The following is an 18,638-nucleotide window of genomic DNA, read 5'->3' as shown; positions in this document are numbered from 1 at the left end:
GGCGCCCAAGCGGGTCGCGACGGAGTGGCTCGCCGTGAACCCGTCCTGACTGCTGCGCCCGGTGCGCACGCCGCGCGTCAGGCGGCGTCGACGCTCCGGTGCTTCCGGAACAGCTGCCAGTCCGCGCGGGACAGATCGGCGTAGGCGTACGACCACTCCAGGATCGCCTCTCCGGCGACGCGCCCGCCGCCGATGTATCCGGCGACCACGGCGGCGTTGGGGGACTGGCCGTGGGCGCGGGCGAGCGTGGTGGCGCAGGCGTCCGCGTACCACCCGAAGGCGGCGTCCTCGAGGGTGTCGACGTCGAAGCCGCCCTTCTTGTCGTGGAACTGACGCACGTAGAACGAGCGCTCCGGGGCGCCGTCCGGGGGCGAGCCGGTGAGGTGCCCGAGGAAGGGATCCGACACCGCCTGCAGGATCCGCTGCATGGCGACCACCCGGCCGCCCTCGCCGTTGGCCTCGATGAACCGCCCGACGCCGTCGGGCTGCTCGACACCGCCGTACTCGATGAGCACGCTCTGCCCGGCCTCCTTGGCCTGGAGGATCAGCGCGTTGTCGTCGCCGTCGGCGAGCGAGATCAGGTAGCAGCGAGTGCCGACGCTGCCCACGCCGACCACGCGCCGGGCGATGTCGGTCACGTGGTACTTCTGCAGCAGCACGCGGATGTCGATGTTCGCGGACTGCTGGTAGACCTCCACGTACTCGTTGATGCGCAGCTCGATGCGCGGGTCGACGTGCGTCATCGTCGGGGGAAGCTCGATGAACGTGAGCCGGCCGGACTCGTCGCGGGTGGTGAGCTTCTTCACGGCACGGGCGGCTGTGCGCTTCTCGGCGTCCTTCACCGCCTTATGGAGCGCCTCCGCGGACTCGGGGTCGAGGGAGTCTGACCCGGCGGCGGCATCGAAGTGGTCGTAGTACCGCTTGAGCGGGCTGCGCTTCGCGCCGTTGCCGAGGGCCCGCGCGTAGGTGCGCACGGCGCCGAGCGCGGCATCCCGCACCACCTTGTCGTCGCGGGAGGTCGACTGTCCTGCGATGACGATGCTCGTCACGAGACGCTTGACGTCCCACTCCCACGGCGCCCACGCCGACTCGTCGAAGTCGTTCAGGTCGAACACGAGCGTTCGCTGCGGCGAGGCGAAGAGCCCGAAGTTCGAGACGTGCGCGTCGCCGCATGACCCGACGTCGAGGCCGCTGCTGGGCGACCGTGCGAGGTCGGCCGCCATGAGGGCCGCCGTTCCCCGGTAGAACGCGAACGCGCTCTCGGCCATGCGCTGCGTGCGAATGGGCACGAGCTCGGGCACACGCGTCGAGTCCTGGCGATCGAGGATCGCCATCGGATCGCGCTCGCCGCCGGGAAGGATGGCGAGCTCCTCGCGCGGGACGGCGTCGCGCGCCGCTCGTCCTTCCTCCAGGTGCTCCTGCAGGGTGGGCGGAGCAGACCAGGTCTCCGCCAGCGGCCTCACGTCCGTCGTTGACATGGCCCCAGTGTGGCACCGCCCGGCGGCGCGCGGGGGTGAGTTCACGGGTGAAATCCCATCGACGCCGCCGGCCGTCGATACCCTGGCGGCGTGACCCGCGCCGTGACCCCTCCGCCCGCACCGGTGCTCTCGCCGAGCCTGCGCACCCTCCTGGGCCTCGCGGCGGCGGCGGTGGTGCTCGCCGGCGTGTACTTCGCGCGCGACCTGGTGGGGCCTCTCGCCCTCGCCGTCGTGCTCGTCGTCATCTGCGAGCCGGTGCGCCGCCCGCTCGAGCGAAGAGGGTGGCCGCGCTGGACGGGCACGACCTCGGTCATCGTCGTCGCGTACCTCGTGCTCGTGCTCATGGGAGCGCTGCTGTGGCTCGCGGGCACGCAGTTCGCCCGCCTCGTCGCCGACTTCTCCGACGAGCTGCAGGCGAACGTGCAGAGCCTCCTCGCCTGGCTGCGGGCGGCCGGGCTCGACGATCAGGCAGCGGATGCCGCGGCCTCCGTCCTCGATCCCGGAACCCTCGTCAGCCTGGTGTCGAGCCTCGGCAGCACGATCCTGGGCATCGCCACCGCTCTGTTCTTCGTGTTCGCGTACATCATCTTCATGGCCGCCGACGCGGCCCGCTACCGCGAGGCGGGCCGGGTGTTCGGCCCCGCCAAGGCGCCGGTGCTCGGACGCATCCGCCACCTCAACTCGGGCATCCGCCGCTACTACGTCGTCAACGCCAGCTTCGGCGCCGTCGTCGCCGTCATCGACGGACTGGCGCTGTGGTGGCTCGGCGTCCCCGCCCCGCTGGTGTGGGCGATCCTCGCGTTCGTGACGAATTTCGTGCCCAACATCGGATTCGTCCTCGGCCTGATCCCGCCCGCGGTGCTGGCGTTCGTCGTCGGCGGGTGGCCGATGCTCCTCGCCGTGATCGCGATCTACTGCGTCGTCAACGTCGTGCTGCAGGTGCTCGTCCAGCCGAAGTTCGTCAGCGACGCGGTCGACCTGAGCCTCACGCTGAGCTTCTTCTCGGTGATCTTCTGGACGTTCGTCATCGGCCCGCTCGGCGCCATCCTCTCGATCCCGCTGACGCTGTTCGTGCGGACCCTCGTGCTCGAAGGAGATCCGGGCGGGCACTGGCTCCGCTGGCTCTCCGGCGACCGCACCGCGGTGCCGCCCGGAGACCCCGATCCCGCATCGACACAGCCCCGGAGGCGGCCATGACCCAGACCCCACCGACCATCGAGCCCGAGACGAGGCGCGGGCGCGCGGCATCCCGCCTCGTCGACACCTCCAGCGAGCGGTCGCTCGAGTCGCTCGCGATCGGCATCGCGGCGCTCGCCTTCGTGGTCGTCGCGCTCGTCGCGCTGGTGGCGTTCGGGTTCCAGGCGGCGCCGATCGCGGGCCCCGGGTCCGTGGGTCAGTTCGCGGCGATCTCCTCGGCCGTGGTGGCCCTGCTCGCCGTCGTCGTCGGCCGCTATCTCCTCCACGAGCGGGGGCCGCACGGGCGCCTCCACGTCCTGGATCACCTCGACATCTTCGCGCTCGCGATCGCCCACGCCATCATCGCGCTGCTCGGCTGGACCCTGCTCGCCGTCATCCTGGAGCAGGCGTTCATCGGCGCGGAGGTGTTCGCCCTGCCGACGCTCGTCCTCTCCGGCGCCGCGGCGGCGATGACGGCGTACATTGCGTTCTACTCCACCTCGCACATGGACCTCCAGCTGCTCGCGGTCGTGCTCGCCGTCTTCCTCGTGTTCGGCGTGCTCGCGAGCATGCTCACCGCGAGCGACCCGACCTGGTGGAAGGACAACCTGAGCGCGCTCGGCATGACGACGAACGTCTCGGCTCTCGCGTTCAACCTCACCCTGATCGTCGCGGGCTTCCTGGTCACCACGCTCGCGCGCTACGCGACCCGTGGAATCCCCACCGCGAACCCCGTCGGCGTCGGGCGGGTCCGTGTCGCGCTGATCGTGGTGGGTGTCTTCCTCGCCCTGGTCGGCGTGTTCCCCGTGAACCTCTTCTTCGGCATCCACACCGGCGTCGCCTCGGGGATGGTCGTCGCATACGGCGTGCTCGTGATCGGCCTGCCGCGGTGGATCACCGGGATGCCTCGCGCCTTCGTGCTGATCGGCTGGCTGTTCCTCGCCGTCACGCTCGTCCTCGCGCTGCTCTTCGCGATCGGGTACTACACGCTGACGGCAGTCGAGCTCGTGGCGGGCATCCTCGTCTTCACCTGGATCGTGCTGTTCATCCGGAACGCGGCCGCCCTCGAACAGGACGCGCGCCCGGCCTGAGATCCGCGCGCCCTCGCGGCTGCGCCGCCGGCGTGGGGCATGATTCGCCTGTGGACGAGAAGACCTGGCATCGCCGCACGCAGGTGCCGCTCATGCTGGCGTCGCTGCTGTACCTGGTCGCCTACTCGTGGCGCGTGATCGGCGACCTCACAGGGCCTGCCCACCTCGTGATGACGATCATCATCCTGGCGACCTGGGCGCTGTTCATCGTCGACTACCTGGTGCGGCTCTCGCTCGCGAAGAACCGGTCGAAATGGTTCCGCACCCACCTCGGCACCCTCGCGATCGCGCTCATCCCCGTCTTCCGGCTGGTGCTGCTGCTGCAGGCTCTGACCCGCGTGCCGGGCTTGCGCCCCTCGGCGGGCACCCGGCTTCGCACCCAGATCATGGTCTACGGCGCCGGGGCCGGCATCCTCTTCATCTACATCGCCTCCTTGGCCGTGCTCGAGGCGGAGCGCCGCTCGCCCGACTCGAACATCCACACCTTCTTCGAAGCCGTGTGGTGGTCGTGCGTCACGATCACCACGACGGGCTACGGCGACTACTACCCGGTGACCGCCGAGGGGCGCCTCGTCAGCGTCGGCCTGATGTTCGGCGGGATCGCCCTGTCGGGCATCATCACGGCGACCCTGGCGTCGTGGGTGTTGGAGCGCGTGGCGCGCAACCACGACGATGCCGAGCCGGCGACCCGCGGACAGATGCGTCAGCTGATGGCGAAGGTCGAGGCGCTCGCCGCGCCGGATTCCGGCGAAGGAGACGAACGCCGGGAGTGAGGCATCCGCTCCTCCTCACCCTGCGGGGGTGACGTGCGCTCCGCCCGGCGGTCGTACGTTGCGGGGGCCAGAGCAAGAGGAGGACGTCTCATGACCGCCGACCGCCACGCCCGCACGATGCTCCCCATCCCGGATCGCCCGACGCCGTCCCTGACGACGTACGACGCGAAGGACCCCGACACCTCGTACCCGCCGATCACGCCGCTGCTGCCGCCGAAGGGCGCGCCGAACGTGCTCGTGATCCTGCTCGACGACGTCGGGTTCGGTGCGTCGAGCGTGTTCGGCGGCCCGTGCCGAACCCCCGCGGCCGAGAAGCTCGCCGCGGGCGGACTCCGGTACAACCGGTTCCACACGACCGCGCTGTGCGCACCGACCCGGCAGGCTCTGCTGACCGGTCGCAACCACCACTCCGTGGGAATGGGCAGCATCACCGAGACGGCCACGTCGGCGCCCGGCAACAGCTCCCTACGGCCCAACACCAAGGCTCCGCTCGCGATGACCTTGAAGCTCAACGGCTACTCGACCGCGCAGTTCGGCAAGTGCCACGAGGTGCCGGTGTGGCAGTCCTCGCCGATCGGGCCGTTCGACGCGTGGCCATCGGGCGGAGGGGGCTTCGAGACGTTCTACGGATTCATCGGCGGCGAGAACAACCAGTGGGAGCCCGCGCTCTACGACGGCACCACAGCGGTGGAGCCGCCGGCGACGCCCGAGGAGGGCTACCACCTCACCGAGGACCTCGCGGATCGGGCGATCGGATGGATCCGCACGCAGAAGGCGCTCGCGCCGGATCGCCCCTTCTTCGTCTACTTCGCGCCCGGGGCGACCCACGCGCCGCATCACGTGCCCGTCGAGTGGGCCGACAGGTATGCCGGGGAGTTCGCCGACGGCTGGGATGCTCAGCGCGAGAAGACCTTCGCCCGGCAGAAGGAGCTGGGGGTCATCCCCGCCGACGCCGAGCTGACTCCTCGCCACGACGAGATCCCCGCGTGGGACGACATGCCGGATGAGCTCAAGCCGGTGCTCGAGCGCGAGATGGAGGTCTACGCCGGCTTCCTCGAGCACACCGACCACCACGTCGGCAGGGTGCTCGACGCCGTCGAAGACCTCGGCGTCCTCGACGACACGCTGGTCTACTACATCATCGGCGACAACGGCGCCTCGGCCGAGGGCACCGTCAACGGCGCGTTCAACGAGATGGCGAACTTCAACGGCATGGCGGCGCTCGAGACGCCGGAGTTCATGCGCTCCAAGATGGCGGAGTTCGGCACGCCGACCTCGTACAACCACTACGCCGTCGGCTGGGCATGGGCGATGGACACCCCGTTCCAGTGGACCAAGCAGGTGGCGTCCCACTGGGGTGGGACGCGCAACGGCACCGTCGTGCACTGGCCGAACGGCATCGAGGAGAAGGGCGGGCTGCGCTCGCAGTTCACGCACGTCATCGACATCGCCCCGACGATCCTCGAGGCGGCCGGGCTCCCCGAGCCGACGACGGTCAACGGCGTGCAGCAGTCGCCGATGGAAGGCGTCAGCATGCTCTACGCGTTCGGACGGGCGGATGCTCCGGAACGCCACGATCTGCAGTACTTCGAGATGTTCGGCAATCGCGGGATCTACCACAAGGGCTGGAGCGCGGTCACCAAGCACCGGACGCCCTGGGACATGGTGGGAGGAGGCAAGATCGCCTTCGACGACGACGTGTGGGAGCTGTACGACGGTGCCGGCGGTGACTACAGCCAGGCCAGGAACCTCGCCGCCGAGCAGCCGGAGCGCCTCCACGAACTGCAGCGGCTGTGGCTCATCGAGGCGGTCAAGTACAACGTGCTGCCGCTCGACGACCGCACCGCGGATCGCGTGAATCCCGACATCGCGGGCAGGCCGACGCTCATCCACGGCTCCACCCAGCTGTTCTTCCCCGGCATGGGCCGGCTGTCGGAGAACAGCGTGGTCAGCATCAAGAACAAGTCGTTCTCGGTGACGGCGGAGATCGTCGTCCCCGTCGGCGGCGCGAACGGCGTCGTCATCGCCCAGGGCGGCCGATTCGGCGGGTGGAGCCTGTTCCTGCATGAGGGGCGCGCGAAGTTCGTCTACAACGTCCTCGGCATCCATGAGTTCGCCACCGTGTCGGAGGCGCCGTTGGCCGAGGGCACCCACCAGCTCCGCATGGAGTTCGCCTACGACGGCGGGGGGCTCGCGAAGGGGGGCGGGGTCACCCTCTTCTCCGACGGCGAGCCGGTCGGCACCGGCCGGGTCGAGGCGACGCAGGCCATGGTCTTCTCGGCCGATGAGACGACCGACATCGGGTACGAGTCGGGGACGCCGGTGACCGACGACTACACGCCGCAGACGAGCCGGTTCACGGGGAAGATCTCGTGGGTCCAGATCGACCTCGGCGTCGACGACCACGACCACTTCATCGATCCCGACGAGCGGTTCCGGATCGCCATGGCGCGGCAGTAGGGCCGGACGCAGGAAGGCCGCACCCGATCGGGTGCGGCCTTCTCGCGTGACGGTTCGGTCAGGACAGCAGCTTGGCCTTCGCCGCAGCGAACTCCTCGTCCGACAGGATGCCCTGCGAGTGGAGGGTCGCGAGCTGCGTGAGCTGCGCCATCATGTCGTTCGCGGGCGGCGCCGCTGCAGCCGGTGCCGGCGCCTGTGCGGCCTGGGCGTTCGCGACGGCCTGGGCGGCCGCGGCATCCATCGCAGCCTGGTTCTGCTGCGCCTCGTACTGCTGCTGCTCGTACTGCTCGTTGGCCTTGCCCTGCTGGTGCCGGGCGACGCTCCCCGAGACCGCGGTCGCCGTGCCGGCGACGACGGCGGTGCGTGCCGCCATTCCGACGAGGCCGGGACGGCCCATTCTTCGCATCATGTCAGTCTCCTTCAGTCGACGTTCTCGGCGAGGAACGCGTTGACGATCGGTGCCGGGATGCCCTCGCGAGCGATCACCGCGCCACCGGCGTCGTACAGGGCCGCCGCGAACGCCTTCGCCCAGAGGAGCTCGACGACCAGGATGGCCGCGGATGCTCCCGGGGGCACCTGCTCGGCGAGCGCCTCGATGTCTTCGAGCCCTGCCAGGCCCTCGAGGTCGAGTGCGGGCACACCGGCGTCGTCGGTCGTGTCGGAGAGCTCGACGATGGTGAGCTCTCCCTCCGGCGAACGCGTGGCGTAGACCAGGTCGAGCACGTTCACGGTGCCCGCTGCGACCAGGTCGTCGATCGCCTGCAGCACACCCGGACCTGGCCGGTCCCCGTCGAAGCCGATCGCGTAGAACTCGATGGGCCCGTAGTCGAAAGTCGTCATGTCCCTATCCTGTCGCGCGACGGGTCAGCCCGCGAGGGCCTTCGTCTTGAGAGCGTCGAATTCTGCCTGGGTGATGGCGCCCGAGTCGAGGAGCGACTTCGCCTTGGCGATGTCGTCCGTGGCGCTCGCCGATCCGGCCGTGGCCCGGATGTAGGCATCCTGCTGCGAACGCATCTCCTGTGCCTGCTCGATCGCGCGCTTCTGCATGCTGCCGCCGCGAGCGATGAGGTAGATCAGCGCGGTGAGGAAGGGCACGAAGATCAGGAAGATGATCCAGACGGCCTTCCACCAGCCGCTCAGGCTGTGGTCGCGGAACAGGTCGCCCAGGATCGAGAACAGCACCATCAGGTACGCGGTGAACACGAAGACCCAGAAGAACCACCAGAGCAGGTCCATTTGTCGTTGCCAATCTTCAGTGGACGGACCGAACGCCCGTCGCACCTCGAAAGCTACGAGTGCGGAAGGGGTGCGACGTCACCCGCAGTGGGTGAGAATCAGGCGATCGGCCCGACGACCGGATTGACCGAGACGACTTCGATGTGGAGCTCGTCGAACATCTCGAGCAGGCCGATGAGCCGAGCCTGGTCGGGAACCGGTCCTCGGATGCTCGTGCAGCGGTCGGGGGCCGGTTCCACCTCGAACCCGTCGAGCGCCGCGACGAGGTCCGGACCGAGCTTTCCCCGGACCACGATCCGCACGATCTGAGAGCCCATCATGGCGGATCCTCCCGGCGTGGTCGCGACCGGGGCGCGGAGCCCGGCGGTGTCGCGTGACATTGTGTCCGGCGCCTGCTCGCACGGACGTCACCCCTGTGGGATGATTCCCCCGAGCTCGGACCCACCTCGCCAGGGAGGCTCGGCACGTGACAGAGCATCGTCGGATCCCTCCGCACGCGGTCGACAGGCCGCCGCTGCGGCTTCAGCTCGACGCCGGCGTGAGTTCGCCGCTGTCGTTGATCGTCGCGCCCGCCGGAGCGGGCAAGACGGTGCTGCTGTCGCAGTGGGCGCAGTCGCGCGCCGACATGGCGGTGGCGTGGTTCGACATCACGGCCGCCGACGACGCACCGGTGCCGTTCGCACGCCGCCTCGTCGACGGTGTGATCGCCGTGGCCCCGGACTTCCACCCGCCGACCGCGCCGATCGACACGTCGGAGGGCCGACTCGGCGAGGCCTTCCTCGAGGAGTTCGCGAGCTCGCTCGCCGATGCCGGCCCGCTCGTGCTCGTGTTCGACGATCTCGATCGCATCTCGGGCACGTCCGTCCTTCCCGACCTCTGGCGGCTGGTCGATCTGCTGCCCACCAACGCGCACGCCGTGTTCTCGTCGCGGGTCGACCTTCAGCTGGGCTGGAGCCGCCACCGGCTCGAGCACGGGCTGGTCGAGATCCGCCAGCGCGAGCTCGCCTTCGACGATGCGACGACCGCGCGCGTGATCGAGCGGATCGCGGGCAAGCCGATCACCGAGAAGGCGGTCGCCGCCGTCACGGCGCGGACCGAGGGATGGGCCGTCGGCGTGCAGCTGACGGCGCTGACGCTGCGCTTCTCCGACGATCCCGAACGCACGATCGACACCCTCGCCGATACCGATCGGCTCGTCGTCGACTACCTGAGCGAGGAGGTGCTCGATGCGCTCGAGCCCGCTCGCCGCGACGCCATCGTCCGGCTCGCCGTGCTCGACGAGGTGTGTGCGGGGCTCGTGGAGGCAGTGGCCCACGTCGACGGTGCGGCGTTCCTGTCGGGACTCGAGCGCGACTCGATGTTCATCGTGGCCGTCCCGGGCCGACCGGGCTGGTATCGCTTCCACCGGCTCTTCCGCGATCTGCTCCTGTACCGCCTGCGCGCGACCGACCCGAAGGCCGAATCGCGCCTGCTCGAGTCGGCGGCCGACTGGTACCTCGCCGACGGCGACACCGGCGCGTGCGTCGAGTACCTCATCCGTGCCCGCTGCTGGGAGCGCGTGCTGGCGCGCGTGCTCGCCAGCGGCCGCGACGTGTTCGAGGAAGTCCGAACGGCGACGATCGTGAGGTGGCTGCGCCAGGTGCCGCCCGACGTGCGTGCCGGCAGCGTCGACGCCGAGCTGCTCCTCGGGATCGCCGAGGGGATGAGCGGTCACGGCATGATCGCCGTGGACGCGATGCAGGCCCTGCTCTCGGGCGGGTCGCTGTCGATCGGGCAGCGGCAGGTCGCGCTGAGCTACCTGGCGGCCTGCGTGCAGTTCCACCCGCACGCCGAGGCGTTCCAGGGCGCGGCGCGCGACGCGCTCGCCCTGCTCGAGGAGGAGCCCGATGCGGCGCTCCCGGATCTGCTCGGGCTCACGACGCGCCCGCTGCTGCGCTACATGGCGCAGGGGTCGCTCGGTCGGGCCCACCTCTTCCTCGGCGACCTCGTGGGGGCACGGGCGGCGCTCAACGCGGCGGTCGACGGTCAGGGCTTCGCCTACACGCCGTTCCGGGTGCACCTGCTCGGCAGCCTCGCGCTCGTCGACGCACTCTCCGGCCGCCTCGTCGCCGCGAGCGAACGGGCGGACGAAGCGCTCGAGACGGCGCGCGAGGCCGGGCTCCTCGCACATCCCGCCCCCGGCGACGCGTACGTCGCCCGCGCGATCCTCGCGATCCAGCGCGGCGAGCCCGACGCCGGAGCGCTCGCGCTCGCGGAAGGCCTCGTGCGCGCCTCCTCCAACCAGCGGACGCAGCTGATGTGGGTCGCCCATCTCGCGAGCGTGCTCATCGATCCCGACGACGAGCACGTCAAGGCGGAAGAGCCGCCCGGTCCGCCGCCGCCGCTGGTGCGGCAGGCGCTCGTCGCGCTCGGAATGCGCCGGTCGCGCCTGCGCGGCGCGCCGGCCCCGGCCCCGTCGATCGCGTCGTCGTGGTCTCCTGTCGCGTTCGAGGAGATCGCCGGCCTTCTGGTCGAGGGCCGCACGGGGGCCGCGAGACTCCGCTTGGCGCAGGTGCGAGCCGACGGCGATCCCCGCGAGGTGGTGCCCGCGGTCGAGCGCGAGCTGCTGCTTTCGTGGACCGGCGCCGTCGAGGGCCGCCGGTCGCAGGCCCGCGAGCACCTCGAGTCGGCGTTGGCGATCGCCGCGCCGGAGGGTGTCGTCGACCCGTTCGTGAGGCTCGGACCGCCGGCGGCCGACCTGCTCGAAGACCTTCTCGGGACGCGCACCGAGTTCGTGCGCTACATCGTCGGCCGTGTCCGCGCGGCGGTCGCCCCGAACGACGGGAAGCTGATCGACGAGCTCACTCCGCGCGAGCTCGAACTGCTCGCGTTCCTCCCGAGCCGGCTCACGATCGCCGATATCGCGGTGCGCTGCTTCGTCTCCACCAACACGATCAAGACCCACCTCGGGCACATCTACCGCAAGCTCGGCGTCTCGGGTCGGGATGCGGCGATCGAGCGCGCGGTGGAGCTCGGGCTGATCGACGCCCGGGAGATCGCCCGCGTGGGGTGACGTCGCGGCCCATCCGTGCGGCCATCATGACCGCATGGATGAAGCCGACCGCGGGGATGCCTCGGAGCCGAACGTCACCGCTGCCGACGCGATCACTCCGAGCGAACCCGGACACGCGGACTTTCCGATCCCTGCGCCGATCCCACGGCCCGGCCACTTCGCCGGTGTGCTGGCCGTGCTCGACAAGCCGCTCGCCCTCGGCTTCCTGACGACCATCGGCGTGATCGGCGCGCTTCTGCTCGGCAGTGCACTGGGCTCGATCTCGACGATCCTCGTCTACATCGTCCTCGCGATGTTCCTCGCAGTCGGTCTCGACCCGATCGTCCGCAGGCTCGAGCGCCGGCGGATGAAGCGGGGCGCTGCGATCGCCATCGTGTTCGGCGCCTTCGCCCTGCTCTTCGCCGCGTTCCTGATCTGGGTGCTGCCGCCCGTGCTCGCGCAGATCGGCGAGTTCGTCGAGGCGATCCCGGAGACGATCCTCGGCATTCCGTCGACCGAATGGTTCGGCGCGCTCGACGCCGACACGCAGGACGCGATCCTCGTCGGCATGCACCAGCTCGGCGACTGGATCTCGAGCCCTTCGACCATCGCCGCACTGAGCGGCGGGGTGCTGGCGGTCGGCATCGGCATCGTCAGCGCCATCTCGGCGTCGTTCGTCGTCGTCGCCCTGACGCTCTACTTCCTCGCGTCGCTCTCCTCGATCAAGGGCGCCTTCTACGCGCTCGCTCCCGCCCACAGCCGTCCGCGGCTGAGCAACATCACCGAGCGGATCACCGACTCGGTGGGCGGTGCGCTCATCGGGTCGGTCATCCTCGCGGCGCTCAACGCCGGTGTCGTGTTCGTCCTGCACATCGTGATCCGACTGCCCTTCCCGGCGCTCATGGCGGTGGTCGCCTTCGTGATCACGCTCATCCCCCTGTTCGGCTCGGTGATCTTCCTCGTGATCGGCACCGGGGTGGCGCTGTTCACCAGCCCGACGCAGGCGCTCATCTTCGCCGTGTGCTATCTCATCTACATCCAGCTCGAGTCCTACGTGGTCAGCCCGCGCGTGATGAACAAGGCGATCGCGATCCCGGCGGCGCTCGTGCTGATCGGGGCGCTCGTCGGCGGCGCGCTCATGGGCATCATCGGGGTGCTCGTGGCGCTGCCCGTGATGGCGTCGATCCTGCTGATCATCCGCGAGGTGGTCGTGCCGAAGCAGGACCTGAAGGTCTGAGCGCCGCAGCGCGCGGCGTCAGTTCAGGGCGGACGTCAGACGTGCGAGGCCGTCGAGGAACGTGGCCTTGCCCGGCTGGTTGCGCCATTCCTCGAGGGTGAGCTCGCGGCCGGCATCCCGGTACCCCTGCTCGACCTCGCGCATGGCGTCGACGAACGACTTCCCGCGCACGAGCATCGAGACCTCCATGTTGAGGCTGAACGAGCGGATGTCCATGTTCGAGGAGCCGATGACGGCGATGTCGTCGTCGATGGAGAAGTGCTTGGAGTGCAGGATGAACGGCGCCGGGTACAGGAAGATCTTCACGCCGGCCTCGAGCAGGGGCGTGTAGTACGACCGCTGCGCGTGGTAGACGAGTCCCTGGTCGCCGATCTCCGAGACGAACAGCTGCACCTCGAGTCCGCGCTGGCAGGCGGTGGTGATCGCGTAGACCATGGCCTCGTCGGGCACGAAGTACGGCGAGGTGAGGATGACCTTCTCCGTTGCGCCGTAGATCAGGGAGAGGAACAGCCGCAGGTTGTTCTCGGTCGGGTAGCCGGGGCCGCTCGGGACCACCTGGCAGAGCAGCGCGTCGGGTGACGACGAGCGCTCGAGCTGGGTCGCGGGCACGTGCGCCGTCGCCCGGAGGTCCTCGCCCGTCTCGATGAGCCAGTCCGAGAGGAAGACCCCGTTGAGCGATGCCACGACCGGCCCGGTGAGCCGCGTGACGAGCTCCTGCCACTTGAGGCCGCGCTTGATGTTCTTCTCGGAGTCGTAGTCGCGCGAGATGAGGTTCTGCGAGCCCATGAACCCCGCGCGCCCGTCGACCACGACGATCTTGCGGTGGTTGCGCAGGTCGGGGCGCTGGTACTTGCCCTTCAGCGGCATGACGGGCAGCATCCACGCCCACTTCACGCCGATCCGGTCGAGCTCGGCGAGGGTCGCCTTGCAGTTGCCGAGGCGACGGGTGGCGACGTAGTCGGCGAGCAGCCGGACGGTGACGCCGCGAGCGACGGCACGCTCCATGGCGGCGAAGAACTCTCGGGTCGTGTCGTCCCACGCCACGATGAAGAACTCCACGTGTACGAACGTCGTCGCCGTGTCGATCTCGGCGGCCATGGCGTCGATCGACTCCTGGTAGTCGCCGTGGAGGGTTGCCTCGTTCCCGAACGACGCGGGGAGCGCCGTGAGCGCCTCGTTCTGCTGCACGACGCGCTGGAACCAGCGCGGCCAGTCGGACCCGGTGGTGTCGAGATTCTGCGCGGTGACCGCGCCGCGGATCAGCCCGTCGATGCGGGCCTGCTCGTCGCGGCGCTTCTTCGGCAGGTGGAAGCTGCCGATGAGGAGGAACACGACGATGCCGACGAACGGCAGCAGGATGATGAGCAGCAGCCACGCCATCGCGGCGGTCGGCTTCCGCCCTCGCGGGACGAAGATGAGGGCGGCGATGTCGATGGCCACGACCGCCAGGAGCATCAGGGGCCAGAACGGCCCGGACTCGGCGATCGTGAACATGCGGTGCTCCTTCAGGCGGGGGTGACGCGGTTGACGGACACGACCTCGATGTTGAGACCGTCGAAGACCCCGAGCAGACCCCGCAGCTCTGCTTGATCCTCGATGACGCCGGTGACGCTGGAGGTCCCGTCGTCGCGAGTCGTCACATCGTAGCCGTCGAGCGCGACGAGGAGCGAGGGGCCGAGACGGCCGGTGACGACGACTTCGACGAGATGCGCGGACATTGCCGTCCTTCCAGCGCGAGCGGTGAACCGGTTCCTGCCAGCGTGCGGGAAAGAGAGCGCGCATTCTTCACCCGCGAGGGATGATTCGCCTCAGATCTCGCTGTTGACGCGGTCGCGCCACTCGAGGAGCGGGCCGAGGGGGGAGAGGTCGTAGTCGGGTCCGTCGATGGCGGGGATGATGAGACGGAAGCCCAGCTCGTACAGGCGGGCCGGGGCATCCGTCTCGAGAAGCGGTCCGAAGCCGCGGATCGTGTAGCCGGTCGAGAGCTCGATCTCCGCGGGGTCGCGGCCCTCGCGGGCGCACCACTCGTGCAGCACGCCGATCTTGCGGGGCATGTCGTCGAGCTTCGTGAAGGTGTGCCAGATGTCGGCGTGCTGTGCGACGAGCCGCAGCGTCTTGCGCTCGCCCTGCCCGCCGATGAGGATCGGGATACGTCGCGTGGGCGCGGGGTTCAGCCGGTCCCAGCGGGCGCGGATGCGCGGCAGGTCGTCCGCGAGGGCGTCGAGGCGCGACCCGACGGTGCCGAACTCGTAGCCGTACTCGTCGTAGTCGGGCTCGGCCCAGCCCGACCCGGTGCCGAAGATCAGGCGGCCCGTCGCCCCCGCGCGGGCGCTGATGTGGTCGACGGTCCGGGCCATGTCGGCTTGAAGGTCGGGATTGCGGTACGAGCTGCAGTTCACGAGCGGACCGAACTCGACACGCTCGGTCTGCTCGGCCATGGCGGCGAGCACCGTCCACGCCTCGAAGTGCTCGGCCTCGAGCGGTGACGTCAGAGGGAAGAAGTGGTCCCAGTTGAAGACCGCATCCACGCCGAGGTCCTCGGCGCGCAGCACCGCGTCGCGGTACGCGCCGTACGACGCGTGCTGGGGCGCGAGCTGCACCCCGATCCGCAACGGACGGTGGGCGGCAGGATGCCGGGTGTCGGTCACGCGGATGCTCCTCAGCTGCTCGGCTCGATGCGCAGGACGGACGGCGACTCGCCCACCGCGAGGTCGTCGACGATGCGCACCGTGCGGGCGAGATCGTCGACCGAGCCGATGACCGTGCCGAACCGCTCACGGTCGGAGCAGACCGCGGTGACCGTCACGAAGTGCGTGCCGGTGTCCCAGGTGTAGGTCGCGAACGGTGGAGTGCGCGGGTCCGACGGCAGCGCCATCTCGAGCTTCTCGCCGACGCCGAGGTAGGCGCTGCGGAACGACTCGGTGTCGTCGTACTCCATGGGCATCATGGCGCGGGCGGTGCGCAGCTGCGCCGTCGCCTCCTGCACCTGCGCCATGACGACGACGAGCTCGGCATCCGCCTTCCACACCCACACGAGGACGCGTCCGGCGGCGCGGCGCATCAGGAAGGGCGCGGCCTGGCTCATCGCCCACGCGGCGATCCCGCTGCCGGGCCGCTCGGCGGCGCCCATCGCGGTGTTCGCCTGCGAGAGCAGCATCCGGATCGCGGCCTTGCGGTGGCGGCGTCCTCTGAAGCCGATGGATTCGGTCACCGGCACCCAGAGAGTCGGATCGGCGTCGGCCTGCAGTCGGGGCATGCCTCCAGCGTAAAGGGCCTTCGGAACCCCCTCGGGTACAGTGGATGCCGCGCGATCACCTTCTTGTCCGCCGCGCAGCCCCCGCCGCACAGACAGGCCCCCGCATCCCCGTGACCGAGTCCGCGACGCCCGACGACACTCCCGCCGACGCCGTGAGTAAGCGCCCCTTGACGATCCTGATCGGCGCCGACACCTGGCTCCCCCACGTCAACGGAGCGGCCCGCTTCGCGGAGCGCCTCGCGGCGGGTCTCGTCGCGCGCGGCCACGTGGTCCACGTCATGGCCCCGAGCGCGACCCACCGTCAGCACGGCACCTTCACCGAGGTGATCGAGGGCGAGCCCATGACCATGCACCGCCTCCCGGCGTGGCGGTGGTACCCGCACGATTGGCTGACCTTCGTGCTGCCGTTCCGATCGAAGCACTACGCACGCCGCGTGCTCGACGAGGTGAAGCCCGACGTCGTGCACATCCAGTCGCACATCGTGATCGGGCGCGGTCTCACCCGCGAGGCACGCAAGCGGGGCATCCCGATCGTCGCCACCAACCACGTGATGGCCGAGAACGTCCTCGACTTCACCGTGCTCCCGGCGTCGTGGACGAGGTACGCGATCAAGCTCGCGTGGGAAGACGCGGCGCGCACCTTCAGCATGACGCGCGCGGTCACGACCCCGACCCGCAAGGCCGCCGACTTCCTCGAGCAGACGATCGACATCGAGGGCGTCATCCCGATCAGCTGCGGGATCGAGGCCTCGAACTACACCGCCGACCTCACTCCGCGCGACGCGAACCGGCTGGTCTTCGTCGGCCGCCTCACGACCGAGAAGCAGATCGACGTCGTGCTGCGCGCGATGACCAGGCTCGACCCCGCACTGAACGTCACGTTCGACATCGTCGGCAAGGGCGACCAGCGGCGCAACCTCGAAGACCTCTCGCATGAGCTCGGTCTGGCCGACCGCGTCACGTTCCACGGCCACACCACCGACGAGGAGCTCAAGGGGTACCTGACGGGCGCGAGCCTGTTCGTCATCGCGTCGATCGCCGAGCTGCAGTCGATCGCGACGATGGAGGCCATGGCGTCGGGTCTGCCCATCGTCGCCGCCGACGCGGTGGCGCTTCCGCACCTCGTGCACGACGGCGAGAACGGCTACCTGTTCGAGCCCGGCGACGTCGACGACCTGGCCGCCAAGCTCACCGCGGTGCTCACGCTCACGCCCGAAGCCCGCCTGCGCATGCAGCGGGCGTCGCTCGAGGGCGTGAAGGTGCACGACATGAAGCGCACCCTCGAGACGTTCGAAGCCCTCTACCGCGACGAACCCCTCCCCGAGTAGCCGCCGTGCACGTCGTGATGTTCGGCGATCAGCACGTCGAGACGCTCGGCGGGGCTCAGGTGTCGATGCGCCTCCAGCGCCGGTTCCTCGAACTCGCCGGGCACACGGTCACGATCGTGGCGCCCGCCGTCCACGGCCCTCGTGGGCGTGCGATCGCGCCGGATGCCGCGTACCTCGACGTCCCGTCGATTCCGATCACGCTCGATCGCGAGTACTCGATGTCGTGGCCCGGCCGGGGCACGGACCGGTGGGTGGATTCCGCGCTCGACGCGCGTCCGCCAGTCGACGTCGTGCACATCCAGGGCGACTTCTGGGGTGCGTTCATCGGCCATCGCTTCGCCGCCCGGCACGGACTGCCGATCGTGCACACGATGCACAACCGGGTCGACGTCGGCATCGAGGCGACCGCGCCGTTTCCGTCGCTCGTGCTGCGGGTGCTCAACTCCTGGCAGCGCCGGGTCCTCGGCGTGCAGTCCGGCGCCGACGCCGAGGGCGACGACGGCTGGGCGTACCTGGTGCGGTTCGCGACGCGGGCGGATGCCGTGACGGCTCCGTCGACGCACTTCGCGCGCCGGCTCGAGGAGCACGGCGTCGTGCCCACGGGCGACCACGGACGGGCCCGCCGGCTCGATGCGCCGCTGACCGGCATCGGGGTCGACGTGGTCTGGAACGGCATCGACGACGAGATCCTCGATGGCGCGCTCGACGCCGCGTCCGCGGATCGCGCGCCCGGACCTCCGCGGTTCGTGTGGCTCGGCCGCATGAGCCCCGAGAAGCGCCTGCTTCCGTTCCTCACGGCCCTCGCCGAGTCAGGCGTGCGCGCCGACGTCGAGGTGATCGGCGGCGGCGGACAGCTGCGCGCGGCAGAGAGGCTCGTCCACAGACACGGGCTGACGGCATCCGTCTCCTTCGCCGGCCGGCTGCCGTATCACGTGACCCTGAGGCGCATCGCGGCCGCGGACGCCGTCGTGCAGACCTCGATCGGCTTCGAGACGCAGGGCATGACCCCGTTCGAGGCCGCATCGCTCGGAACGCCCTCGATCATCAGCGATCCCGACATCGCCGCCGAGCTGGGCACGGGCTTCTGGCCCGTCGGCGACGGTGCGACGGCGGATGCCTCGACCGCCGCGCTCGCCGCGGCACTGCGCCGCGCGGCCGCCGACATCGAGGCGGGTACCGCGCCGGCGGTCGACCGGTCGATCCGCGAGCGGTTCCGTCAGTCGTCGCGCACCGCCGCGATGGTCGAGGTCTACGCCCGCGTCACGTCCTGACCGCGGGATCCTCCCGCCCCTCTTCCCCCCTCTCGTGCCCCTCGCGTGCCCGGCGGTTTGTGTGGAGAAGGTGCCGCTCGCCTGGCGTGGAAGGCGGCGTGTTCTCCACACAAACCGCCGAGGGCGAGAGGGGCGGGAGGGGGCGGGGGGTCAGGGGTGGGGGAGGCGGGCCGGATCGGTGGGGAGACGGTGGTAGCCGTCGTTGCGGAGTGCCGTGATCGTCGAGGCGACCGCGACAGCGGACAGGGCTGCGAGAAGAATCACCATGAACATGGCAGTAACGCTACGCTTGCGGTTGTAC

The 18,638-nt window shown here is 70.0% G+C and carries 18 protein-coding genes; 8 read left to right on the top strand and 10 right to left on the bottom strand.

Translation table 11 applies throughout. The annotated features are described in order from the left end of the window. Positions 1–77: 77 nt before the first annotated feature. A complete protein-coding gene (locus tag EER34_RS05510; protein ID WP_127473520.1) occupies positions 78–1,478 on the bottom strand; it encodes a DUF2252 domain-containing protein in 1,401 nt (466 codons plus the stop codon). 90 nt (positions 1,479–1,568) lie between these two features. Between EER34_RS05510 and EER34_RS05505 the strand changes: the two genes are divergently transcribed. From EER34_RS05505 to EER34_RS05490, 4 genes are all read left to right on the top strand, one after another. Beyond that, entirely contained in the window at positions 1,569–2,675 is a 1,107-nt protein-coding gene (locus tag EER34_RS05505) for an AI-2E family transporter (RefSeq protein WP_127473519.1), read from the top strand. Further along, positions 2,672–3,745, top strand: a complete 1,074-nt coding sequence (locus EER34_RS05500; RefSeq protein WP_127473518.1) for a DUF998 domain-containing protein — start codon at positions 2,672–2,674, stop codon at positions 3,743–3,745. Before EER34_RS05505 ends, EER34_RS05500 begins: the two co-directional genes overlap by 4 nt. A 50-nt stretch (positions 3,746–3,795) precedes the next feature. Then, positions 3,796–4,518, top strand: coding sequence for a potassium channel family protein (locus EER34_RS05495; protein ID WP_127473517.1), 723 nt, complete (start codon positions 3,796–3,798; stop codon positions 4,516–4,518). A 90-nt stretch (positions 4,519–4,608) separates the two neighbouring features. Then, entirely contained in the window at positions 4,609–6,978 is a 2,370-nt protein-coding gene (locus EER34_RS05490) for an arylsulfatase (RefSeq protein WP_127473516.1), read from the top strand. A 58-nt stretch (positions 6,979–7,036) separates the two neighbouring features. Here the strand turns inward: EER34_RS05490 and EER34_RS05485 are convergent, their stop codons facing one another. The 4 genes from EER34_RS05485 to EER34_RS05470 form a co-directional block, all read right to left on the bottom strand. Continuing rightward, positions 7,037–7,375, bottom strand: a complete 339-nt coding sequence (locus tag EER34_RS05485) for an SHOCT domain-containing protein (RefSeq protein ID WP_127474306.1) — start codon at positions 7,373–7,375, stop codon at positions 7,037–7,039. Positions 7,376–7,398: 23 nt separating this feature from the next. Beyond that, a complete protein-coding gene (locus tag EER34_RS05480; RefSeq protein WP_127473515.1) occupies positions 7,399–7,818 on the bottom strand; it encodes a DUF6325 family protein in 420 nt (139 codons plus the stop codon). 24 nt (positions 7,819–7,842) lie between these two features. Beyond that, complete coding sequence (locus tag EER34_RS05475) at positions 7,843–8,214, bottom strand: SHOCT domain-containing protein (RefSeq protein ID WP_127473514.1); 372 nt, start codon at positions 8,212–8,214, stop codon at positions 7,843–7,845. A gap of 98 nt (positions 8,215–8,312) precedes the next feature. After that, positions 8,313–8,534: a hypothetical protein gene (locus EER34_RS05470; RefSeq protein ID WP_127473513.1), complete on the bottom strand. Its 222-nt coding sequence runs from the start codon at positions 8,532–8,534 to the stop codon at positions 8,313–8,315. A 146-nt stretch (positions 8,535–8,680) separates the two neighbouring features. On the opposite strand from EER34_RS05470, the gene EER34_RS05465 reads away from it, so the two are divergent. Together EER34_RS05465 and EER34_RS05460 are read left to right on the top strand one after the other, a co-directional pair. Then, positions 8,681–11,266, top strand: a complete 2,586-nt coding sequence (locus tag EER34_RS05465) for a winged helix-turn-helix domain-containing protein (RefSeq protein WP_127473512.1) — start codon at positions 8,681–8,683, stop codon at positions 11,264–11,266. A gap of 34 nt (positions 11,267–11,300) precedes the next feature. Continuing rightward, on the top strand, positions 11,301–12,482 hold the full coding sequence (locus tag EER34_RS05460) for an AI-2E family transporter (protein ID WP_127473511.1): 1,182 nt from the start codon (positions 11,301–11,303) through the stop codon (positions 12,480–12,482). Between the two features lie 18 nt (positions 12,483–12,500). Here EER34_RS05460 and cls read toward each other — a convergent pair whose 3' ends face one another. From cls to EER34_RS05440, 4 genes are all read right to left on the bottom strand, one after another. After that, a complete protein-coding gene (gene cls / locus EER34_RS05455) occupies positions 12,501–13,976 on the bottom strand; it encodes a cardiolipin synthase (RefSeq protein ID WP_127473510.1) in 1,476 nt (491 codons plus the stop codon). Between the two features lie 11 nt (positions 13,977–13,987). Beyond that, entirely contained in the window at positions 13,988–14,200 is a 213-nt protein-coding gene (locus tag EER34_RS05450) for a hypothetical protein (protein ID WP_127473509.1), read from the bottom strand. A 90-nt stretch (positions 14,201–14,290) separates the two neighbouring features. Continuing rightward, positions 14,291–15,136: an LLM class F420-dependent oxidoreductase gene (locus EER34_RS05445; protein WP_476738921.1), complete on the bottom strand. Its 846-nt coding sequence runs from the start codon at positions 15,134–15,136 to the stop codon at positions 14,291–14,293. A gap of 5 nt (positions 15,137–15,141) precedes the next feature. Beyond that, positions 15,142–15,738 carry a hypothetical protein gene (locus EER34_RS05440; RefSeq protein ID WP_127473507.1) on the bottom strand — a complete coding sequence of 199 codons (597 nt, stop codon included), beginning with the start codon at positions 15,736–15,738 and terminating at the stop codon, positions 15,142–15,144. 110 nt (positions 15,739–15,848) lie between these two features. Here EER34_RS05440 and EER34_RS05435 point away from each other — a divergent pair, with 110 nt between their 5' ends. Both EER34_RS05435 and EER34_RS05430 read left to right on the top strand, forming a co-directional pair. Further along, positions 15,849–17,066, top strand: coding sequence for a glycosyltransferase (locus EER34_RS05435; RefSeq protein WP_240642238.1), 1,218 nt, complete (start codon positions 15,849–15,851; stop codon positions 17,064–17,066). Between the two features lie 5 nt (positions 17,067–17,071). Then, the gene (locus EER34_RS05430; RefSeq protein ID WP_127473505.1) at positions 17,072–18,337 is read left to right on the top strand and encodes a glycosyltransferase; all 1,266 of its coding nucleotides are present in this window, start codon (positions 17,072–17,074) and stop codon (positions 18,335–18,337) included. A gap of 150 nt (positions 18,338–18,487) precedes the next feature. On the opposite strand, the gene EER34_RS17830 is transcribed toward EER34_RS05430, so the two are convergent. After that, entirely contained in the window at positions 18,488–18,610 is a 123-nt protein-coding gene (locus EER34_RS17830; RefSeq protein ID WP_276317243.1) for a hypothetical protein, read from the bottom strand. Positions 18,611–18,638 lie beyond the last annotated feature (28 nt).

Origin of the sequence: Microbacterium sulfonylureivorans, from assembly GCF_003999995.1 — a bacterium.
GTDB lineage: Bacteria > Actinomycetota > Actinomycetes > Actinomycetales > Microbacteriaceae > Microbacterium > Microbacterium sulfonylureivorans.
Note: the sequence above shows the minus strand (reverse complement) of the source record. Positions and strands in the feature narration are given on the sequence as shown.